Origin of the sequence: Aeromonas sobria, assembly GCF_000820145.1 — a bacterium.
Classification (GTDB): Bacteria; Pseudomonadota; Gammaproteobacteria; order Enterobacterales; family Aeromonadaceae; genus Aeromonas; species Aeromonas sobria.
This window is the reverse complement of the sequence record NZ_CDBW01000013.1, coordinates 168,066-186,508: the sequence shown is the minus strand read 5'-3', so window position 1 is coordinate 186,508 and position 18,443 is coordinate 168,066. Positions and strand designations below refer to the sequence as shown.

19 protein-coding genes are annotated in these 18,443 nt (G+C 59.2%); 10 read left to right on the top strand and 9 right to left on the bottom strand.

Features of this window, described 5'->3' with window-relative positions; genetic code table 11:
• Positions 1-462: 462 nt before the first annotated feature.
• Together BN1135_RS06500 and fabR are read right to left on the bottom strand one after the other, a co-directional pair.
• On the bottom strand, positions 463-828 hold the full coding sequence (locus BN1135_RS06500; RefSeq protein WP_042019758.1) for a YijD family membrane protein: 366 nt from the start codon (positions 826-828) through the stop codon (positions 463-465).
• 19 nt (positions 829-847) lie between these two features.
• Positions 848-1,468: an HTH-type transcriptional repressor FabR gene (gene fabR, locus BN1135_RS06495; protein WP_042019757.1), complete on the bottom strand. Its 621-nt coding sequence runs from the start codon at positions 1,466-1,468 to the stop codon at positions 848-850.
• Between the two features lie 148 nt (positions 1,469-1,616).
• Between fabR and BN1135_RS06490 the strand changes: the two genes are divergently transcribed.
• Complete coding sequence (locus BN1135_RS06490; RefSeq protein WP_042019755.1) at positions 1,617-2,735, top strand: fatty acid desaturase; 1,119 nt, start codon at positions 1,617-1,619, stop codon at positions 2,733-2,735.
• A gap of 346 nt (positions 2,736-3,081) precedes the next feature.
• On the opposite strand, the gene BN1135_RS21990 is transcribed toward BN1135_RS06490, so the two are convergent.
• Entirely contained in the window at positions 3,082-3,234 is a 153-nt protein-coding gene (locus BN1135_RS21990; RefSeq protein ID WP_098971112.1) for a hypothetical protein, read from the bottom strand.
• A gap of 175 nt (positions 3,235-3,409) precedes the next feature.
• Between BN1135_RS21990 and BN1135_RS06485 the strand changes: the two genes are divergently transcribed.
• Positions 3,410-4,036, top strand: coding sequence for a lysoplasmalogenase (locus tag BN1135_RS06485; RefSeq protein WP_042019753.1), 627 nt, complete (start codon positions 3,410-3,412; stop codon positions 4,034-4,036).
• 79 nt (positions 4,037-4,115) lie between these two features.
• On the opposite strand, the gene BN1135_RS06480 is transcribed toward BN1135_RS06485, so the two are convergent.
• Positions 4,116-5,669: a DHA2 family efflux MFS transporter permease subunit gene (locus BN1135_RS06480; protein WP_042019752.1), complete on the bottom strand. Its 1,554-nt coding sequence runs from the start codon at positions 5,667-5,669 to the stop codon at positions 4,116-4,118.
• Entirely contained in the window at positions 5,669-6,721 is a 1,053-nt protein-coding gene (locus BN1135_RS06475; RefSeq protein WP_042019750.1) for an HlyD family secretion protein, read from the bottom strand. The genes BN1135_RS06480 and BN1135_RS06475 overlap by 1 nt, the downstream gene beginning before the upstream one ends.
• Before the next feature lie 97 nt (positions 6,722-6,818).
• Between BN1135_RS06475 and BN1135_RS06470 the strand changes: the two genes are divergently transcribed.
• Positions 6,819-7,721, top strand: a complete 903-nt coding sequence (locus tag BN1135_RS06470) for a LysR family transcriptional regulator (RefSeq protein ID WP_042019748.1) — start codon at positions 6,819-6,821, stop codon at positions 7,719-7,721.
• A 9-nt stretch (positions 7,722-7,730) separates the two neighbouring features.
• Entirely contained in the window at positions 7,731-8,045 is a 315-nt protein-coding gene (locus tag BN1135_RS06465) for a putative signal transducing protein (protein ID WP_042019746.1), read from the top strand.
• Positions 8,046-8,056: 11 nt separating this feature from the next.
• Here the strand turns inward: BN1135_RS06465 and BN1135_RS06460 are convergent, their stop codons facing one another.
• On the bottom strand, positions 8,057-9,343 hold the full coding sequence (locus BN1135_RS06460; protein WP_042019744.1) for a dicarboxylate/amino acid:cation symporter: 1,287 nt from the start codon (positions 9,341-9,343) through the stop codon (positions 8,057-8,059).
• Between the two features lie 209 nt (positions 9,344-9,552).
• Between BN1135_RS06460 and BN1135_RS06455 the strand changes: the two genes are divergently transcribed.
• Positions 9,553-9,798, top strand: a complete 246-nt coding sequence (locus tag BN1135_RS06455) for a YecH family metal-binding protein (protein WP_042019743.1) — start codon at positions 9,553-9,555, stop codon at positions 9,796-9,798.
• 99 nt (positions 9,799-9,897) lie between these two features.
• Positions 9,898-10,497 (top strand): YhgN family NAAT transporter, encoded by a 600-nt coding sequence (locus tag BN1135_RS06450; RefSeq protein WP_042019740.1) that lies wholly within the window; start codon positions 9,898-9,900, stop codon positions 10,495-10,497.
• A gap of 2 nt (positions 10,498-10,499) precedes the next feature.
• Here BN1135_RS06450 and BN1135_RS06445 read toward each other — a convergent pair whose 3' ends face one another.
• The gene (locus tag BN1135_RS06445; protein ID WP_042019738.1) at positions 10,500-11,462 is read right to left on the bottom strand and encodes a LysR family transcriptional regulator; all 963 of its coding nucleotides are present in this window, start codon (positions 11,460-11,462) and stop codon (positions 10,500-10,502) included.
• A 276-nt stretch (positions 11,463-11,738) separates the two neighbouring features.
• On the opposite strand from BN1135_RS06445, the gene tatA reads away from it, so the two are divergent.
• The 3 genes from tatA (at position 11,739) to BN1135_RS06430 (ending at position 13,867) form a co-directional block, all read left to right on the top strand.
• Positions 11,739-11,900 (top strand): twin-arginine translocase TatA/TatE family subunit, encoded by a 162-nt coding sequence (gene tatA, locus BN1135_RS06440; RefSeq protein WP_005339944.1) that lies wholly within the window; start codon positions 11,739-11,741, stop codon positions 11,898-11,900.
• Positions 11,901-11,916: 16 nt separating this feature from the next.
• Positions 11,917-12,219, top strand: a complete 303-nt coding sequence (locus BN1135_RS06435) for a YfcZ/YiiS family protein (protein WP_042019736.1) — start codon at positions 11,917-11,919, stop codon at positions 12,217-12,219.
• A gap of 226 nt (positions 12,220-12,445) precedes the next feature.
• Positions 12,446-13,867 carry an MltF family protein gene (locus BN1135_RS06430; protein ID WP_082186743.1) on the top strand — a complete coding sequence of 474 codons (1,422 nt, stop codon included), beginning with the start codon at positions 12,446-12,448 and terminating at the stop codon, positions 13,865-13,867.
• Here the strand turns inward: BN1135_RS06430 and BN1135_RS21985 are convergent.
• Complete coding sequence (locus BN1135_RS21985) at positions 13,845-14,021, bottom strand: hypothetical protein (RefSeq protein ID WP_175479101.1); 177 nt, start codon at positions 14,019-14,021, stop codon at positions 13,845-13,847. The genes BN1135_RS06430 and BN1135_RS21985 overlap by 23 nt on opposite strands.
• Before the next feature lie 74 nt (positions 14,022-14,095).
• Here BN1135_RS21985 and BN1135_RS06425 point away from each other — a divergent pair, with 74 nt between their 5' ends.
• Positions 14,096-15,349: a phospholipase D-like domain-containing protein gene (locus tag BN1135_RS06425; RefSeq protein ID WP_042019732.1), complete on the top strand. Its 1,254-nt coding sequence runs from the start codon at positions 14,096-14,098 to the stop codon at positions 15,347-15,349.
• A 523-nt stretch (positions 15,350-15,872) separates the two neighbouring features.
• Here the strand turns inward: BN1135_RS06425 and BN1135_RS06420 are convergent.
• Positions 15,873-18,431 (bottom strand): TRAP transporter permease, encoded by a 2,559-nt coding sequence (locus BN1135_RS06420; RefSeq protein WP_042019730.1) that lies wholly within the window; start codon positions 18,429-18,431, stop codon positions 15,873-15,875.
• Between the last annotated feature and the right edge of the window lie 12 nt (positions 18,432-18,443).

Genomic DNA, 18,443 nt, shown 5'->3' with positions numbered 1-18,443 from the left:
GGAAGGCCTTTTTGCTATGGCAGATTTTGCCCGTCAAACCGCATGTTTGCACACCAGAGTGAACACCAAAGCTCGGTCTCTCGACCGGGCGTTGTCATTTTTAGCGTGTTAAACAGCCGATGCCTGGCTTTTAACTGCCGTAATAGTGCCAGATAGCCCGTTATTCCCACAATTTTCTAGCAATATCAGAGCCGTATCAGCTCAATTTACTGCCATTTGAATGGTGATATGGTCGACCAAATCAGACTTCTGTCGCCTGCTGGCTACAGGGAAGTGCCATATTGACCACCCCATCCTCCATCTGGACGTCGATCTTGAAGCCCAGCTGCTTGGTGAGGTTGACCATGCCGCGATTGCCGGGCGTGGCGTATTAATCAGGTACAGCGTAAACAAAAAGGCCTTCCCGCTGGGAAGGCATTTTTTCTTTATCTATCAGATGATTGCCATCACTTGGTCGATTTATCAGGGCTTCACTTTGCTACCAATGCTCAGGCCCAGCTTGATGGAGAGGGCTGCCAGTAGCAGCAGCATCATGATCAGGGAGAAGAAGTTGCTGCCGAGTTCCGGGTATTGCACCTTGAGCAGCGCGGAGTGGCCGAAGGCACCGATAAAGAAGCAGAGCAGGGTGCAGATGGGGGTGTTGCCCACCATGGGTTCATGGCGATAGTGCTGGAACAGCTGATAGGCCGCCAGCCAGAGGGCAATCAGCGGGAAGAAGGAGAAGGGCACGACTGAATTGGTCAGCACGGCCAGAGAGGCATCGCCACAAATACCAATCAGCATGGCCATGGCGAGCGGTTTTTTCGGGATCATAAGCTGTTCAGGCATGTCGTTCTCCATCCTGTGGTCATGGGTGAGGTTCACGGCGCTTCTGGTTTTGCACCTCGGCGCCCATGGCGATCATCCGCAGTTGGCTAATGGTGCGGTCGGAGAGTGCCCGACACTCTTCGCTGGTCATGTCGAGCGCATCGGCACCGGCACTGAATACGATGGTGACCATGGCTTCGGCCTGGATGTAGGCATCTTCCCGTGGCGCTTCGGTGGTGGCTTCCAGATAGTCGGTCAGCTCGGCGATGAAGTGCTGGATCTCGCGCGCCACCGCCTGACGAAATGCGGCCGAGGTGCCGGAGCGTTCCCGCAGCAGCAGTCGGAAGATGTTGGGGTTGTTCTCGACGAACTCCATAAAGGTCTGCACCGAGGTGCTGATGACACTGCCGCCGCCGGCAATGCGCTGGCGTGCCTGGCGCATCAGTTGGCGCAGGGTGAGGCCACCTTCGTCAACCAGGGTCAGGCCCAGCTCCTCCATGTCGCGAAAGTGGCGATAGAAAGAGGTGGGGGCTATACCCGCTTCACGAGCGACTTCCCGCAGGCTGAGATTGGAGAAACTCCGATTGGCGCACAGTTGGCTGAATGCAGCGTCGATCAATGTACGCCGGGTTTTTTCTTTTTGTTGAGCGCGAATACCCACGAAATCAGTCACCTTCAGCTTATTGAGGCCAAATGATAACCCGAAGGCGCCTCAGGGGTCAGGTTTGTATCCTACTTTTTTACCATTGACCGTGAGGAAATCACCATAGAAAATGGCTAACAGCTGTTCGCTGAAAGGATGCAATGAGATGGCCAGACCCCCAATAATTTTGACCAATACCCTGCTGTTCTCCCTCTCCGGGATAGTGGCGCTGATTGTCGTGCCCTGGTACGGCGTGAGCCACGGTTACGATCTCTGGCAGTGGGCCAGTTTCCTGTTGTTGTTTTGCCTGAGTGGTCTCTCCATCACCGCAGGCTATCACCGGCTCTGGTCGCATAAGGCCTATAAGGCGCACCCCGCTTTGCAGTGGTTGTTTGCCATCGGCGGTGCGTTGGCATTGCAGAATTCGGCCCTGCACTGGTCAGCTGATCACCGCCGTCACCATCGTCATGTGGATGACAACGAAAAAGACCCCTACAGCGCGGGGCGCGGCTTCTGGTATTCCCACATCGGCTGGATGTTGCGGGAGCATCAGGGAGAGCGCTACGGCGATTACAGCAATGTGCGGGATCTGCAGAACAACCCTGTGGTCGCGTTTCAGCATCGCCACTATCTGGCGCTGGTGCTGGTGACCAATCTGGGCCTGCCGCTGCTGTTTGGCCTGATCCACGGGGACCTGCTAGGCATGCTGCTGTTGGCGGGCGTGCTGCGGATGGTGATGACTCACCACACCACCTTCTTTATCAATTCGCTGGCCCATATCTGGGGCAGTCAGCCCTATACCGACCGCAATACCGCTCGCGACAACGGCATCTTGGCCTTTTTCACTTTTGGCGAGGGGTACCACAACTTTCACCACCTGTTCGAGAATGACTACCGCAACGGCATTCACTGGTGGCAGTTCGATCCGACCAAGTGGCTGATCCGGCTTGCCTCATGGTGCGGTCTGGCGGGGGACCTCAGATCCTCGCCGGAGGAGCGTATCGAGCAGGCCCGGCTGCAGATGCAGCTGAAGCGGGCGCAAGCCAGATTGCGCAAGCAGGAAGATCGCGAGCTGTGGCAGGCGCTGCTGCAGGAGGAGTACGACAAACTGAGTGAGCAATTGCAACACTACTACGCCAGTCGCAAACGGCTGCTGGAGTTGCGCAAGCGCAAGGCATTGGCGCGCTATGACAGCCTCAAACTGCAACTGGAGTACCGAGCCCTGCGGGACAGCTTTATCGCTGGTAAACGCAACTGGAGTCGCCTGCTGGCAGGCATTGCATGATGCGCTTTTCTGGTATCACACAGACGAAAAGAGAAGACCGCCAGCTGGCGGTCTTCTCTTTGGTATGCGTGTTTGAACGGGCTAGTTGGCTTGGCTCTGCTGTTGCTGCAACTGATCCAGTGCCTGTTGCTCCTGCTGGCTGAGACCCAGCTGTTCGCAGGCCTGCTCAAAGCTGATCCCCAAATGGCACATCATGATGTCCAATAACGGGAGGGCTAGTTGGCTTGGCTCTGCTGTTGCAACTGATCCAGTGCCTGTTGCTCCTGCTGGCTGAGACCCAACTGTTCGCAGGCCTGTTCAAAGCTGATCCCCAGATGGCACATCATGATGTCCAATAACGGGAGGGCTAGTTGGCTTGGCTCTGCTGTTGCAACTGATCCAGTGCCTGTTGCTCCTGCTGGCTGAGACCCAACTGTTCGCAGGCTTGCTCAAAGCTGATCCCCAGATGGCACATCATGATGTCGATGGCGGGCAGATAGTTTTTCATAGCTTCTTCCATGGTGATCCTCCAGACCCGTCTCTTATGCCCTGAACCACACGAGGGGGCAATTAGACTTTAGGCTTAGTCTGCCCATTTGATAAGCACCTCTGCCACTGCAGCAAGGAATTTGTTACCCTGCACCATGATAAAAACGGTTGCCGTATGACTGCGAGCAACAGGTGAGGAGCAGGGCATGTTATTGAGTTTCTTGATCATCGCTTCCGGTTGGTGGCATATCCGTGCTGCCTACGGTTCAGATAGTCGCCAGTTTTATATCAGCAAGCCGCTGACCATGCTGCTGATCATTGCACTGGCGTTCGGTTATCAGAGTTATGACCACGACGGTTCTCACGCCTGGATCTTGCTCGGTCTCTGCCTCTCGTTAGCGGGAGATGTATTGCTGATGCTGCCAACTGATCGCTTTATTCAGGGACTGGCCGCATTTTTTGTCGCGCACCTCTGCTATATCGTCGGCTTTGCCCAGGGGCCGCTGGTGCTCAAGTTGGTCGATGGCTTGCTGCTGTTACTAGTCGCAGGCATGGTGTTTGGCATCTTATGGGGCAAGCTGGGGGAGATGCGGATCCCGGTCTTCTGCTACATGCTGGTGATCATCGGTATGGCTTGGGTTGCAGCCGGTGCCTGGCACGCCTCTCTCACCGCAGGTTCTGCGGCAGCGCTGGTCGGTGCCCTTATGTTCCTCTTCTCCGACTGCATGCTGGCGCTTGATCGTTTCCGCCGCCCCTTTCCCCACGCCCGCGCCTGGGTCATGAGCAGTTACTTCGCGGCGCAATTCCTGATTGCGGGGTCACTGGCGGGCTAACGCCCGGCGGTTGAGTGCAGGTAACAGATAAAGAAAAACGGGCGTTTGCCCGTTTTTCGTTTTATGCCCCGGCTGTTTTTCAAGCCTCTAGCGGTTCTGCATCCGCCGCCCGTGGGGCGGGGGATTTGAGCAGCAGCATCAGGGCGCTGGCGATCAGCAGAAAGATCCCCATGATGTAGAACACCTGATTGTAGGCCATGATGGCTGCTTCCCGGTTGATGGTATTGGTCAGCATGGCTTGTGCCTGCTGCTGGGCGATCTCCGGGCCTGAGCCCTGATCCATCATGCTCTGGGCCAGCTGCAGCAGATAGCTCTGCCCCTCGATACTGCTGGCGGCGAGGGTGCTGCTGATCTGCACCACATGAGTGCGAGTATCGTTATCGAGCAGGGTCGCGATGATGGCGATACCGAACGCACCACCGAGGTTGCGCAGCACGTTGAGCAGGGTCGAGGAGGAGGGGATCTCGTCGTGGGTCAGGCTAGCGGTCGCTACCAGGGAGAGCGGCACCATGATGAAGGGTTGTCCCAGTGCCCGTACGATCAACGCTTGTATTAACTGTGGCCCGGCATAGTCAGCACTCATATTGACGTTCATAAAGCAGCTGACGGCGAAGATCAGAAAGCCGAAGCTCACCAGATAGCGCGGGTCTATCTTGTGGGTCAGCCTGGGTACCAGCGGCAGCACCAATAGTTGCGGTAGCCCCATCCACATCAGTACCTCGCCGATTTCCAGCGCGTTGTAGTTGTGGATCTGGGTCATGTAGAGCGGCAGCACATAGATGGAGCCCATCAACGCCATCCCGAGGATCAGATAGGCGAAGCAGGCCAGCGCGAAGCGCGGGTTGTGCAGCAGCCGCAGATTGACCAGCGGGTGCCGCCGCATCAGCTGGCTGATGACAAAAAACACCAGTGCCACCGCGGAGATGATCGCCAGTCGTACGATGAAACTCGAGCCGAACCAGTCCTCCCGGTTGCCCTCCTCCAGAACCACCTCCAGCAAGCCGAGACCGAGTGCCATGGTGACGATGCCGATCAGATCGACCTGCCTGATCACTGCCCAGTCCACCGGTTTCTTGTCCAGCCCGTAGGCCAGCATCGCCATCACCAGCAGTCCCGGCGGTACATTCATATAAAAGATGTAGTGCCACGATATCTGTTCGGTGAGCCAGCCACCTAGGGTAGGGCCGATGGCGGGGGCGAAGGTAGCACAGAGGCCGAACAGCGCCATGCCGGTGGCTCGTTTATGCAGTGGCAGCAGGGTAACAATGAGGGAGAAGGCCATCGGGATCAGCGCGCCACCGGTGAAGCCTTGCAGCGCCCGGAAGATGATCATGCTGGTGAGGTTCCAGCTGAACGAGCAGAGCACGGAGGCGATAATAAAGGCGCCGGTAGTCCACAGCAGGTAACGGCGCACGCTCAGCCCTCGGCTCAGCCAGCCACTGAGGGGGATGGCGATCATCTCTGCCACCAGATAGGAGGTGGAGATCCAGGAGCTTTCGCTGAGGGTAGCTGATAGCGCCCCCTGAATATCTTTCAGGGAGGCGTTGGTGATCTGGATATCGAGAATGGCCATGAAGGCGCCGATAAGGCCCCCCATGACCGCGATCCAGTTGCGACGTGGAATGGGTTCCATCAGTTGGCGGCAACCACGGCTTCAGGAGTGCGGGTATCCACGATCACTTCGCTGGAGAGGCCCGGTAGCAGTTTGCCTGCCAGTGAACCCGGCTCGGGGATGCGGATCTTGACCGGTACCCGCTGGACGATTTTGGTGAAGTTGCCGGTGGCGTTCTCCGGTGGCAGCAGGGCGAACTTGGCGCCAGTGGCGGGGGAGAGGCTGTCGATAATCCCCTCGACCGGCTGATCAGGGTAGGCATCCAATACCACTTCGACCTTCTGGCCCGGCAGCATGTGGGCGAGCTGGGTCTCCTTGAAGTTGGCCTCGACCCATACCTGTTGTAGCGGTACCAGACTGGCGACCTGCATGCCGGACTGGACATAGAGCCCCTCCCGCAAGCTGCGCTTGCCGATGATGCCATCGGCTGGTGCCCGCAGTTCGGTGTAAGTCAGCTCCAGCCTCGCCTCTTCCAGTTGTGCTTCGCTCAGGGCCAGCCTGGCCAGATTCTGTTTGCGTTCGGCATCCAGTACCAGCAGTCGCTCGCGGGCGGCCTGCAGGGCGGCTCTGGCCTCTTGCTCCTGTGCCAGATTGACCTGCAGACCGGCCCGCACCTCGTCCAGACTGTCTTGCGAGCTGTAGTGACGCTGGTTGAGCTGGCTGATCCGGTTCACTTGCTGGTGGGCACGCAGTTGCTCGGCACTGGCGGAGGCGACTTTGGCCTCCGCTTGCTGGATCAGGCTCAGCTGCTGGGTGCGGGTGGCGGCCAGATTCTCGGCGGTGGCCTGATTGAGTTGCAGATTGGCTTCGGCCTCTGCCACCTTGTTCTTGTATTCGCGGTCATCAAGACGGGCGATCAGCTGGTCTGCTTTGACCGGCTGGTTATCGGTGACCAGTACTTCGCTGATATAGCCCGGCAGTTTGGATCGGATCCCGGTCACTTCACTTTGCAGATAGGCGTTGTCGGTACTTTCGAAATAGCGGCCGTGCAGATACCAGTAACCGGCGAACAGCAGACCGATCAGCACCAGTATCATGGCGGCCAGCAGGGGAATTTTTTGGTGTTGACGCATTTGGCGGGATTCCTGAACGTAAGGCGGGCAGGCTAACACTGGCTGACTGTTTCGATTAGTATTGGTTCACGAGATATACAGTTTCACTGGTGCAACAATGGATCTCAATGCAGCCTTAATTCTGGTGCGTATTGTCGACAAAGGTTCGTTTACCGCCGCCGCTCAGGAGTTGGGGATGACCAAGGCGATGGTGAGTCGCCGTATCGCCGAACTGGAGCAGCGGCTCGGGGTACGTCTGCTCTATCGTTCTACCCGTCAGCTCACCCTGACCGAGGAGGGGGAGAAATACTATCTGCACTGCAGCAAGGCGGTCGATGCCCTGACCGAGGCGGAGCTGATGTTGAGCGCCAGCCAGCAGGAGGTGACCGGCACCCTCAAGCTGGCAGTGCCCATCGAGACGGGGCAGTTGGTGATCGGGCGTATGGTCGCCAAATTTTTGCAGGTCTATCCCGGCTTGCAGGTAGAGCTGGAGTTGACCAACCGGGTGATCGATCCCATCAGCGAAGGGCTGGATGCGGTGGTGCGGGTCGGTGACATGAGCGACTCCAATCTGGCGGCGCGGCGACTCTGGAGCACGGGTCGGCTGCTGTGTGCCAGTCCTGACTATCTGGCGCGTAGTCCGGCCATTACCCGGCCAGAGGATTTAACCGACCATGAGCGGGTGACGGTGAGCAGTGGCTTTCTCGCTTCTCACTGGTGTTTCGAGCGGGATGGCAAAGAGGTGCTGGTTGACCCCCCATCCCGTTTTCGGGTCAATAATATTACCTGTGCCCGAGAGGCAGCGAAGGCGGGGATCGGCTTGGCTTCACTACCCGCTATGCTTTGTCAGGAAGAGCTGGCCAGTGGCGAACTGGTGATCTTGCTGCCGGACTGGCAGCAGCCCAGGGTGCCGATTTACCTGCTGTTTCCGGAACGGCGGCTGATGCCGCGCAAGCTGCGGGTATTTATCGATTTCATGATGGAAAATAGTGCCGAGTTTGGCATCGACAAGTTGTTGTAAGGGGGAGCTATGGATAACTGGATCAATCTTTATCGCGCTTCTCATACTCTGGAGGCCCACGCCCTGAAAGGGGCACTGGAGGCGGAAGGGGTGGTGGTGCGGCTCAATGGCGATGGACTGTTTGGCGCCCTGGGAGACCTGCCGGTAGACATGCTGCAGGTGACCCTGCTGGTGCGTGGCGAAGACCGCAGCAAGGCGGGGCGGGTCATCGAGCGTTACCAGCAGCGCCAGGGTAATGGCTGGCTCTGTGGCCAGTGCGGGGAGGAGAATGGCGCCAACTTTGAGGTCTGCTGGCGCTGTCATCACGATCCCCACGACAGCTGATCTCTCTTCCGCTAGCGCAGCGGGAACTCGATATCTTCCCCTGCGCTGGCATCATGGTAGGTCGTCAGATCCAGCTCGTTCTCGCTGCGGGCGATCAGCACAGATACCAGAATATCCCCCGATACATTGACCGTAGTGCGCGCCATGTCGAGGATCCGGTCAATACCTGCAATCAGCGCCACTCCTTCCAGCGGCAAACCCACCGCCGTCAGGGTCAGGGTCAGCAGCATTAGCCCGGTGCCCGGGGTGCCTGCCGTGCCGATACTGGCCAGGGTGGCGATGCTGATGATGGTCAGGTAATCGACCATGTGTAGATCTACCCCGAACGCCTGTGCCACGAACAGCGCGGTGACTCCCTGATAGAGGGCGGTGCCATCCATATTGATGGTGGCACCGATGGGCAGCACCTTGGCGGTAATAGTGGGTGAGACTCCCAGCCGCTGCTCGGCGCAGGCCAGAGTGATGGGCAGGGTGTTGTTGCTGGAGCTGCTGGTGAAGGCCACTGCCTGGGCATCGACGATGCTCTTGAAGTAGTGCAGCGGATTGAGCCGTGCCAGCAGGAGCAATAGGGTGCTGTAAACGCCGAGCACGTGCAGCAGGCAACCGAGGTAGACAGCGCCGATCACCTTGAGCAGCGGCAGCAGCAGCTCGAGGCCGTACTTGCTGGTCATCCAGGCCATCAGGGCGCAGACTCCGTAGGGCGCGAGCGCCATCACCATCTGGGTCAGTTTGAACATCCCCTCGGCCAGCGAGGTGAAAAAGAGAATGGCAGGACGGCCACGACGACCACAGGCGTTGAGGGCCACCGCCAGCGCAACCGCAAAGACGATCACCTGCAGAATTTTTCCATCCACCATCGCTTGCACCGGATTGCTTGGCACCAGGTAGCCGAGCACGTTGGCTAGCGAGGGTGACTCCAGCATCGCTCCGGGCCGCAGATAGGGGCCCATGTCGGCGCCCACGCCCGGTTCCAGCAGCCAGCCCATCATCAGGCCAATGCAAATGGCGATGGCGGTGGAGCAGAAGTAGAGGCAGATGGCCTTGATGCCGATACGATCCAGGGCCTTGCCCTTGAGCAGCGAGGTGAGGCCAGCGATGACCGAGCAGAAGATGAGGGGCACCATCAGCATCTGGATAGTGTTGACGAACAACACGCCAATGGGCTTGAGCAGCAAGGCTTGCTCTTCAATGCCGACCCCGAGGCCGACCCCCAGCAACATGCCGATCAGGGTCTTGAGCCAGAGCGGACGACGAGTCCAGATCTGCCAGGGCTTGATAGCCTCTCCATGGAACTGCATGACGCCAATATCCTTATAAATTGTCTGCGATGGCTAAAATGGGGCGCCAGTGTAGCGATCCCTGCACCGGGTTGCCACATTATCGACAAAGCGTGGGCGCTGACCACCCCTCTGGTCAGCTAATGCGCGGTTTGTTGGTTTATATCAAGGTCTCCCGGTGCGAGGCAGGCTTTAATGTACATTCTGCATATTTATTATTGGGGTAGAAAATGTCGCAATCGGTACATGGTCATGAAGTGATGGAGATGATGCTGGAGCAAGAGGGGCAATTTAGCCGCGCCAGCCTTAAGCAGGCGATGGCGGAACGGTTCGGGGTCGATGCGCGGTTTCATACCTGTAGCGCCAGCGAGATGGACGGGGAGGCGTTGATCGACTTTCTGGCCGCCCGCGGCAAATTCATCGACTCGGCCGATGGCTTCCAGACCCGCGCCGACAAGATCTGCAACCACGGTTGACTCTCCTGCGAGCGCATCATGGCGCTCGCTGAATTCTTCGCCTTTTGCTATATTTCGCCCCCTCTCTTTTCCCTATTCAAGGCGTAGCCAGGGCGTTGTATGGATACTTTCTCTGCCGCAGTCATGCTGTTTCTGATCATGGATCCGCTGGGCAACCTGCCGGTGTTCCTCTCTATCTTGCGTCATATCGATCCCAAGCGGCGGCGCAAGGTGATGATCCGCGAACTGCTCTTCTCGCTGGCGATCATGATGCTGTTCCTGTTTGTCGGTCAGCAGATCCTCGGTTTCCTCAACCTGCGGCAGGAGGCGGTCAGCATTGCCGGCGGCATCATTCTGTTCCTGATCGCCATCAAGATGATCTTCCCTAGTGAAGGGGGCGTCACCGGGCTGGCGGCGGGTGAGGAGCCTTTCCTGGTGCCGATGGCGATCCCGATGATCGCCGGTCCCTCGATCCTGGCCTCCCTGATGCTACTGGCCAATCAGGAACCCGCCCGGATGGTGGACTGGTCGCTGGCACTCTTTATTGCCTGGGCTGCCAGCGCGGTGATCCTGATGTTCTACGAGGTATTCAACAAGCTGCTGGGTGAGCGAGGGCTCACGGCGGTAGAGCGGCTGATGGGCATGCTGCTGGTGATGATCGCGGTCCAGATGCTGCTGGATGGGGTACACCACTATCTTTCGGTGACCGCCATCCCCTGATCTTAGTGGCCTGAAGCTGGTTGTAGCTGACTCATGATCTGGGTCAGCAGCAGCTCCCGCAGCCAGCGATGGCCCGGATCCTCGCTGTGGCGCTGATGCCAGATCAGCAGGTGGGAGATGCTGTCCAGCGCGATGGGCAGCGGTAGCTGCAACAGCGGGTAGACCTGGGTGGCGTTGCGGGCGTACAGCTTGGAGAGGGTCACAATCATGTCGGAGTGCATCCCCATCCGCAGTGCGGCCTCGAAGGAGGGGACGGTGGCCTCGATGCGGCGGTAGAGATCTTGCTCTGCCAGCTTGTGGTCCAGCATCCAGCGATCCCGCCCCTCGCAGTAGGTCTGCACATGGGGATAGCTGAGGTAGTGATCCAGATTCCAGTTGGGCTCTCGCAAAGCGGGATGGTGCTGCTGTACCAGACAGGTGAGATCATCGACGGCCAGCAGTCGCTGGCAGATGTTGCCGGGCAGGGTGTCGAGCCGGTAATCGGAGCTGATGCAGTTCTCCCGCACCGCGAAGGCGATATCCACCTGCCCCTGACTCATCTCGGTCAGGCTGGTTTCGGTCCACTCCTCATAGCGCAAGCGGATCCGTGGTGCCTGCCGTTTCAGCTCGCTCAAGTACAGTGGTGCAAACAGGGTAAAAGCGCTGTCCATGCTGGCAATGACGAATTCCCGCTCCGAGCTGGCGGGATCGAATTCGGGTGGCTGGATCAGGTTGTCCAGCGATAGCAGGATGGGTTGCAACTGCTGCTGCAACGCAAGGGCGCGACCAGTGGGTTCGAGTCCGTAGGCTGAGCGGATAAAGAGAGGATCATCGAAAGTGTCACGCAGGCGCCCGAGCGCCTTGCTGACGGCAGACTGGCTTAGATGAAGGCGGCGTGCTGCCTTGCTGCCGTTGCGCTCTTCCAGCAGCACCTGCAGGATAATCAGCAGATTGAGGTCGATGCGACCCAGTTGTTCCAGTAGCATGATATGAATCTCACTCAATTCTAAGATGAATTTATACCATTTGTTTTCATATCTTGGCGATCTTATCCTCAAATGGTCTCAGGTTCGCATGAACCACTGGTACAGGATGTAGCGGTTGAGGGGACACGTAGCACAATCAATATGGCGACCTTTGGGTCGCCCTATTTTTTGGTTATGATTTATTTGCTCACTTGCGCCCGCCTTGATTTTGCCCAACAATCCCTGCGCTCTATTTTGATACAACTGATAGATATCTCTTTGTGAGGGAGTATCCCTATGGGACTCGGTGGAATTCATATCTGGCATATGTTGATCCTCTTGCTGGTAGTCGTGCTGGTTTTCGGCAGCAAACGTCTTGCCAGTGCAGGTGAGGATCTGGGTACCGCCATCAAAGATTTTCGCAAGGCGATGCGTGACGACGCAAATCATCCGAAATAAGCAGTAGGAGTAGAAAATGTCTGTAGACGAAAAAGTAGAATTGAACGAAACCTGTGACAGCTGCGGCTGTTTTGCCGAGATCGGCACCATCATAGGTGAAGGTGATGAGGTGATGGAGCTGGCGATTGAAGCCGCGACCGAAGCTGATGCCCGTGCCAAACTGGCTGCCTATGAAGCACTGGCCAAACAGGTCACTGCCGAAGCCCAAGTGAGCAGCGAACTGACCCAGGGCGCCAACGGCGTGATCCTGAAAGCCCGCCTGCAGTTTACCTGCACCGCTGAAAAGCTCATTTTTGAGCTGCGTGCCCGCTCTATCTGATTAATGTGATAACACGGCAGCACAGCCTGCCGTGTTGACCCTTCTGCTGTGGGTCGCCGTTCTATAGTTACTCTACCCCACAGACGTTTTTGCCCGGCGCGAGTCGGCCAACAGAAGGCGTAAACATCATGACGCAGCGATGGATCTCTGCCCCCAATCCCACCTTCTATAGTGATCCTTGCTGCCAACAAGCAGCAGGAGTGACGTCAGCGCAGGAGCCATCGTGATGCGGCGCTGGATCTGGGCTCTGCTGGCCCTCTGCTGTTTTCCCCTGCTGGCGGTTGAACTCAAGCCACTGCGTCTGCCTCAACCCGGGGACCTCGAAAGTATTCTGCAAAAACGCGAACTCAGGGCTCTGGTGGTCTATGAGCGCGGCTTCTATTTTCTCGATCGTGGCTCCCAGTACGGCATTCTGGTCAATCAGTTGCAAGGGTTCGAGCGTTGGCTGAACAAGACCTATCTCGCCAAAGAGAAGGTCAAGCTCAAGGTGGTCTACATCCCGGTGCGTCAGGACAAGCTGCTGGACTATCTGGCGGAGGGGCGCGGCGATCTGGTGGCGGCGACCATGACGGTAACCCCGACCCGGCGTGAACAGGTGGCCTTCTCTCGGCCGCTCATCTCTTCCATCGAGGAGTGGGTGGTGAGCCAGAAGGGCCTGCCCGCCTTCAGCCGCATTACCCAGCTCTCCGGCAGACGGGTCTGGGTACGCGCCAGCTCCAGCTACTACGAGAGTCTGCGCCAGCTCAACTGGCTGTTTCGCGAACTGGGGCTGCCCCCCGTCTATATCGAGACGGTGCCCGAATACCTGCAAGATGGCGATCTGCTGGAGATGGTGGCCGCCGGCATTATTCCCCTGACGGTGACCGATAGCTACAAGGGACGGATCTGGCTGGGGGGCATGATCTCCGGCCTCAAGGCTCACAAGCTGGTACCGCTGCGCAGCAATGGCGCCAGCGCCTGGGCGCTGCGCAAGAACAGCCCCGAGCTGCTCAAGGCGGTCAACGGCTATCTGGCGAGCGTCAGCAGCAGTAGCCTCTATAGCGACATGACCTTGCGGCGGTTGCTGGTTCACAGCGATCAGATGAGCAATATACTGGCCCCGGATCCCATGGGGCGACTGGCGACCATTCGCAAGGTGCTGGAGAAGTACGCCAATCAATACGATCTCGACTGGCTGATGCTGGCGGCGCTCGGCTACAAGGAGTCAGGCCTCAATCCCAAGGTGCGCTCGCACAAGGGGGCCGTGGGCCTCATGCAGCTGCTGCCCAGCACGGGGCGGGAGGTCGGCATCAATGGCGCCAGGCTGACCACGCTGGAGGGCAATGTGGAGGCTGCTTGCCGCTACATGCGGTTGATCCTCGATACCTATTTCAATGATCCCAAGCTGGATCGGCTCAACCGCCACCTGTTTGCCCTCGCCGCCTACAACGCGGGGCCGAACCGGGTGCAGGCGCTGCGGGGCAAGGCGGAGAAGCTGGGACTCGATCCCAACGTCTGGTTTGGCAACGTGGATCAGCTGGTGGCCAACGAGGTCGGGCAGGGGCCGATCAACTATGTCGGCACCATCTACAAGTACTACGTGGCCTATCGTTTCAGCTTGCCCCAGATCGAGGGCAAGGCCGCCGCTATCGAAGCGGCTCAACCCTGAGCCGGTTGACCGGCAGGGTCGCCTGCACGGTCGGCAACTGCCAGCTACCGTCCCTGTGTTGCAGGAACCAGTGGGCGGGGCCGGTGGCGGGGATGAGATCTGGCTGGCTGAGCTGGCCCAGATAGCGCAACATCGGGGTATCATGCAGTTCCATCAGCAACTCCTTGTTGGATATGTGAAGAGGCTCGCCAGCGTTATGACACCCGGCCATGACAGCAGGATGACACCATGATCTCCGGATCCTTTGCCCTGATCGATGATCCACTGCTGGCACTCAAGGTGCGCTGCCACTGGATCCGCCATGCCCGTGAGCGGATCCAGGCGCAGTACTACAGCTGGGAGGAGGACAGCAGCGGCAAGCTGCTGCTGAGCGAGCTGCTCCACGCCGCCCGGCGCGGCGTCAAGGTGCAGCTGCTGGTGGATGATCTCTATGCCGGTGACAACCGCTTTCTGGAGATGGTGGCTCACTACCCGGGGATCGAGGTGCGGCTGTTCAACCCCTTCTGGCTGCGGGGCTGGCGCCCGCTGGCACTGCTGCTGGAGGGGCTGCTCAGCTTTCGCCGCATCAACCACCGGATGCACAACAAGCTGCTGCTGGTGGATGGCAAGCTGGCGCTGATTGGCGGGCGCAACATCGGCGATCGCTACTTCGGTCTGGATCCGCAGGCCCCCTTCGTGGATCTCGATCTCGCCTGTCAGGGTGGCCTGTGCCAGCAGATGGCGCAGGGGTTCGAGCAGTTCTGGCACAGCCGCTGGAGCCACCCCATCCGCCATCTGCTACGCCGTGAGCTGCTGCCCGCCGAAATTCAGGTGGTCAACGACTTCCTGTTCACCATGACGGATCCGGCGGTGGCAAGGGTCTACGATCTGCCAGCGGAGCTGTTTGATGAGGCTGACGTGCCGCTGCAGTGGCACGAGGGGCGGGCCGAGGTGTGGTTCGATCGTCCCGGCAAGGGGCTGATCTCCCGTCCCACCACCGCTCGCCAGCTGTGGCGCCAGTTGGCAAATAGTCCCCACCGCTTGGCGTTGGTCACCCCTTACCTCATTCTCACCCGTGGATTTCGCCATCGTCTGGCGCGACTGCGCCAGCAGGGGGTCGCCATCGACATTCTCACCAACTCGCTGGCCAGCACCGATGTGCCACTGGTCTATGGCGCCTATCAGCGTTATCTCGGCTGGTTGCTGCGCCAAGGGATCCGGGTCGCCGAGTTTGACCATGGCCACGGCAGCCTGCACGCCAAGCTGATCCTGCTAGGGGAGGAGCGGGCGCTGTTTGGCAGCCTCAACCTCGATCCCCGCTCGCTGTTTCTCAATACCGAACTGATGCTGCATCTGCACTGCCCGTCGATCTGCGAGGCACTGCGAACGTGGTTGGCTCGCTGGCAGAATCAGGCTGGCGGATCACCGCGCAAACCCGAGGGGTGGTCAAGGCGGCTGATAGCCCGCCTGAGCGACTGGTTGCCGCTGCGCCGCTGGTTGTGAGGCGGCCATTTTTTGTGCGAGATCTCGCAAAGCCTTGTAAGTCATTGCAGATGGCCCTTGCGGGTGAATAACCATCACTGAGGCTATCTAGCTGTTTTATAACAATTTAGTAGTGATGATAAGGCTGTTTTTTGTACTCGGATGTGAATGGAATGGGCATAAAAACGTTTTTTATTTTGTTTTTCTGCGTAATATTTCAGTTGCAAGGACAAACACGGCGGCTTGTCTGCCGTGTGGATGAGGGTTGTTACGGGTAGCTGGCCACTTGCATCGCAGCAATTGGCACACACTTCAGATGGGTCGCGAACTATCGGAAAGTGAAACAGAGACCCGGCGTGGCCGGACTCCAATATGGAACATGCTATTTGCGAGGGGGTGACATGGACATGTCACCCCACTTTTTTTGGCAGCTCGCCACCGTTTAGCTTTTTCCATGACTACCGCCTCTCGCAAAAGCCGCAGAGGGCAAGGCAATAAAAAAGAGGGCCGCAATCGCGGCCCTCTGTCTCATTTGCTCGGCGGATTAACCGGCCTTGACGCTGCGGCGACGCTGCAACCAGACGATCACCCCGAACAGCAGGAAGCCCGGGATCCACATCCACTCTTTGGTCCAGCGTTCGGTCGGCGCCTTGACGGTGAGGATCTCCTGATCGAACTCCAGCCCCATGGTGGCGGCCGGGCTGCCAAAGGCAACGTTGTCGATCAGCGTCTTGCCATCCTGCTCATAGAGGCTCAGCCCCAGATTGGCCAGCCGCTCCTCGCCATTTTCCCCATCCGGTACGGCGACCAGCAGGGTGAACTTGCGTGGCTTGCCCACCGCATCTTCACCGAGGATCCGCAGCCGCAGGGTGCTCTCCGCCTCCACTGCACCCATGGTTTGGGCCAGTTGGGCAGGCGGGCTCTCGCGATAGGGATCGTGCACCATGTCCATCCAGAAACCCGGGCGGAACAGGGTGAAGGCAACCAGCAGCAGCAGCACGCTCTCGTACCAGCGGCTCTTCACCAGGAACCAGCCCTGGGTAGCGGCGGCGAAGATCAGCATGGCGATGGTCGCCACCATGAAGATCAGCACCCCGTGGGCGAAGTCCACGTCGATCAGCAGCAGATCGGTGTTGAAGATGAACAGGAACGGCAGCGCTGCGGTACGCAAGCTGTAGTAGAAGGCGGTGATCCCGGTCTTGATGGGATCGCCCTTGGAGACGGCGGCGGCTGCGAAGGAGGCCAGCCCCACCGGCGGCGTTACATCCGCCATGATGCCGAAGTAGAAGACGAACAGGTGCACCGCGATCAGCGGCACGATCAGCCCATTCTGCTGCCCCAGCGTCACCACCACCGGCGCCAGCAGGCTGGATACCACAATGTAGTTGGCCGTGGTCGGCAGCCCCATACCGAGAATAAGGCTCAGCAGGGCGGTCAGCAGCAGCATCAGCAGCAGGTTGCCCATGGAGAGGAACTCCACCAGATCCGCCAGCACCAGACCAACCCCGGTCTGGGAGACCGCACCCACGATAATCCCCGCAGTGGCGGTGGCAATGCCGATACCGATCATGTTGCGGGCACCGGCGACCAGCCCTTCCCGCAGATCCACTACGCCGTCAGCGACGGTGCCATAGTCGTGCTTGCCGTCCTTGCGCAACCAGTTGAGTAGCGGGCGCTGGGTCAGCAGGATGATCACCAGCATCACGGTACCCCAGAAGGCCGACAGCCCCGGCGAGAGGCGCTCCACCATCAGGCACCACACCAGTACCACCACCGGCAGCATGAAGTGCAGGCCGGAGAGCAACACGGCACGGGTATCGGGCAGCTCGGTGAGCGGCGGCTTGTCAGGATCTTCCGCCGCCAGCGGTTCGTTGCTGGCGGCGATCTTCAGCAGTCCCAGATAGGCCAGCGCCAGCAGCAGGCTGATCCCCGGCAGGGCGAAGTCACCCAGCACAGGTTTGAGCCAGCCGAGGCCATAGTAGACCGCCAGCGACAGGCCGCTGATCAGGGCCGCGCCAAAGGCAAAGCCGGTCAGCCGGCGCAGCCAGGGCTTGGGCTGATGGCCACCGATGGGCTGCATGCCCAGTTTCAGCGCCTCCAAATGGACGATATAGAGCAGCGCGATATAGGAGATGGTGGCAGGCAGGAAGGCGTGCTTGATGATCTCCACATAGGGAATGCCCACATACTCCACCATCAGGAAGGCGGCCGCTCCCATCACTGGCGGCATGATCTGGCCGTTGACCGAGGAGGCCACCTCGACCGCCCCCGCTTTCTCGGCGCTGAAGCCGACCTTCTTCATCATCGGAATGGTGAAAGTGCCGGTGGTCACCACGTTGGCAATCGACGAGCCGGAGATCAGACCGGTCAGGCCGGAGGCGACCACTGCCGCCTTGGCCGGGCCGCCGCGCAGATGGCCGAGCAGGCTGAAGGCGAGTTGGATAAAGTAGTGACCGGCACCGGCCCGCTCCAGCAGGGCGCCGAACAGCACGAACAGGAACACGAAGCTGGTGGAAACGCCGAGGGCGATGCCGAACACCCCTTCGGTGGTGATCCACTGGTGGTTGGCCAGCGCGGTGAAGCTCACCCCGCGGTGGGCCAGCAGCCCCGGCATCCAGGGGCCAGCCAGGCTGTAGACCAGAAAGGCGATGGCGATGACCGCCAGTGCCGGCCCCAGCGCGCGGCGCGCAGCTTCCAGCAGCAGCGGGAGGCCGATGCAGGCGGTCACCAGATCGGCGGTGGTGAGGGTGCCGGGACGCAGGGCCAGCGCTTCGTACATCACGAACAGGTAAGACGCGGCACCAGCAGCAATCAGGCCGAGAGCGATATCGCCGAGGGGCACCCGATCTCGCGGCGAAGAGCGAAATGCCGGGAACACCAGAAAAGCGAGCAACAGGGCAAAGGTGAGGTGAATGGAGCGGGTTTCGGTGTCATTGAGGACGCCAAAGCCCACCATGAAGGGGAGTGGTGAGGCGATCCAGAGCTGGAACAGCGACCAGGCCAGCGCCAGGGCGGTGATGATCCAGCCCAGCGGGCCTAACGGCAGACGAGCGCCCACATCCTGGGCGATCAGTTCCTCGGTAGAAAGTTGGTTATCTTGCATAGGGTTAACTTG

What these genes read in the sequence shown, in the direction of transcription:
- BN1135_RS06475 (WP_042019750.1), bottom strand. Translation starts at nt 6,721, where the DNA reads ATGCGTCAACACCAAAAAATTCCCCTGCTGGCCGCCATGATACTGGTG.
- BN1135_RS06425 (WP_042019732.1), top strand. Translation starts at nt 14,096, where the DNA reads ATGATCTCCGGATCCTTTGCCCTGATCGATGATCCACTGCTGGCACTC.
- BN1135_RS06485 (WP_042019753.1), top strand. Translation starts at nt 3,410, where the DNA reads ATGTTATTGAGTTTCTTGATCATCGCTTCCGGTTGGTGGCATATCCGT.
- BN1135_RS06455 (WP_042019743.1), top strand. Translation starts at nt 9,553, where the DNA reads ATGTCGCAATCGGTACATGGTCATGAAGTGATGGAGATGATGCTGGAG.
- BN1135_RS06445 (WP_042019738.1), bottom strand. Translation starts at nt 11,462, where the DNA reads ATGCTACTGGAACAACTGGGTCGCATCGACCTCAATCTGCTGATTATC.
- BN1135_RS06470 (WP_042019748.1), top strand. Translation starts at nt 6,819, where the DNA reads ATGGATCTCAATGCAGCCTTAATTCTGGTGCGTATTGTCGACAAAGGT.
- BN1135_RS06430 (WP_082186743.1), top strand. Translation starts at nt 12,446, where the DNA reads ATGCGGCGCTGGATCTGGGCTCTGCTGGCCCTCTGCTGTTTTCCCCTG.
- BN1135_RS06460 (WP_042019744.1), bottom strand. Translation starts at nt 9,343, where the DNA reads ATGCAGTTCCATGGAGAGGCTATCAAGCCCTGGCAGATCTGGACTCGT.
- BN1135_RS06500 (WP_042019758.1), bottom strand. Translation starts at nt 828, where the DNA reads ATGCCTGAACAGCTTATGATCCCGAAAAAACCGCTCGCCATGGCCATG.
- BN1135_RS06480 (WP_042019752.1), bottom strand. Translation starts at nt 5,669, where the DNA reads ATGGAACCCATTCCACGTCGCAACTGGATCGCGGTCATGGGGGGCCTT.
- BN1135_RS06435 (WP_042019736.1), top strand. Translation starts at nt 11,917, where the DNA reads ATGTCTGTAGACGAAAAAGTAGAATTGAACGAAACCTGTGACAGCTGC.
- BN1135_RS21990 (WP_098971112.1), bottom strand. Translation starts at nt 3,234, where the DNA reads ATGGAAGAAGCTATGAAAAACTATCTGCCCGCCATCGACATCATGATG.
- BN1135_RS06420 (WP_042019730.1), bottom strand. Translation starts at nt 18,431, where the DNA reads ATGCAAGATAACCAACTTTCTACCGAGGAACTGATCGCCCAGGATGTG.
- BN1135_RS21985 (WP_175479101.1), bottom strand. Translation starts at nt 14,021, where the DNA reads ATGGAACTGCATGATACCCCGATGTTGCGCTATCTGGGCCAGCTCAGC.
- tatA (WP_005339944.1), top strand. Translation starts at nt 11,739, where the DNA reads ATGGGACTCGGTGGAATTCATATCTGGCATATGTTGATCCTCTTGCTG.
- BN1135_RS06465 (WP_042019746.1), top strand. Translation starts at nt 7,731, where the DNA reads ATGGATAACTGGATCAATCTTTATCGCGCTTCTCATACTCTGGAGGCC.
- BN1135_RS06490 (WP_042019755.1), top strand. Translation starts at nt 1,617, where the DNA reads ATGGCCAGACCCCCAATAATTTTGACCAATACCCTGCTGTTCTCCCTC.
- BN1135_RS06450 (WP_042019740.1), top strand. Translation starts at nt 9,898, where the DNA reads ATGGATACTTTCTCTGCCGCAGTCATGCTGTTTCTGATCATGGATCCG.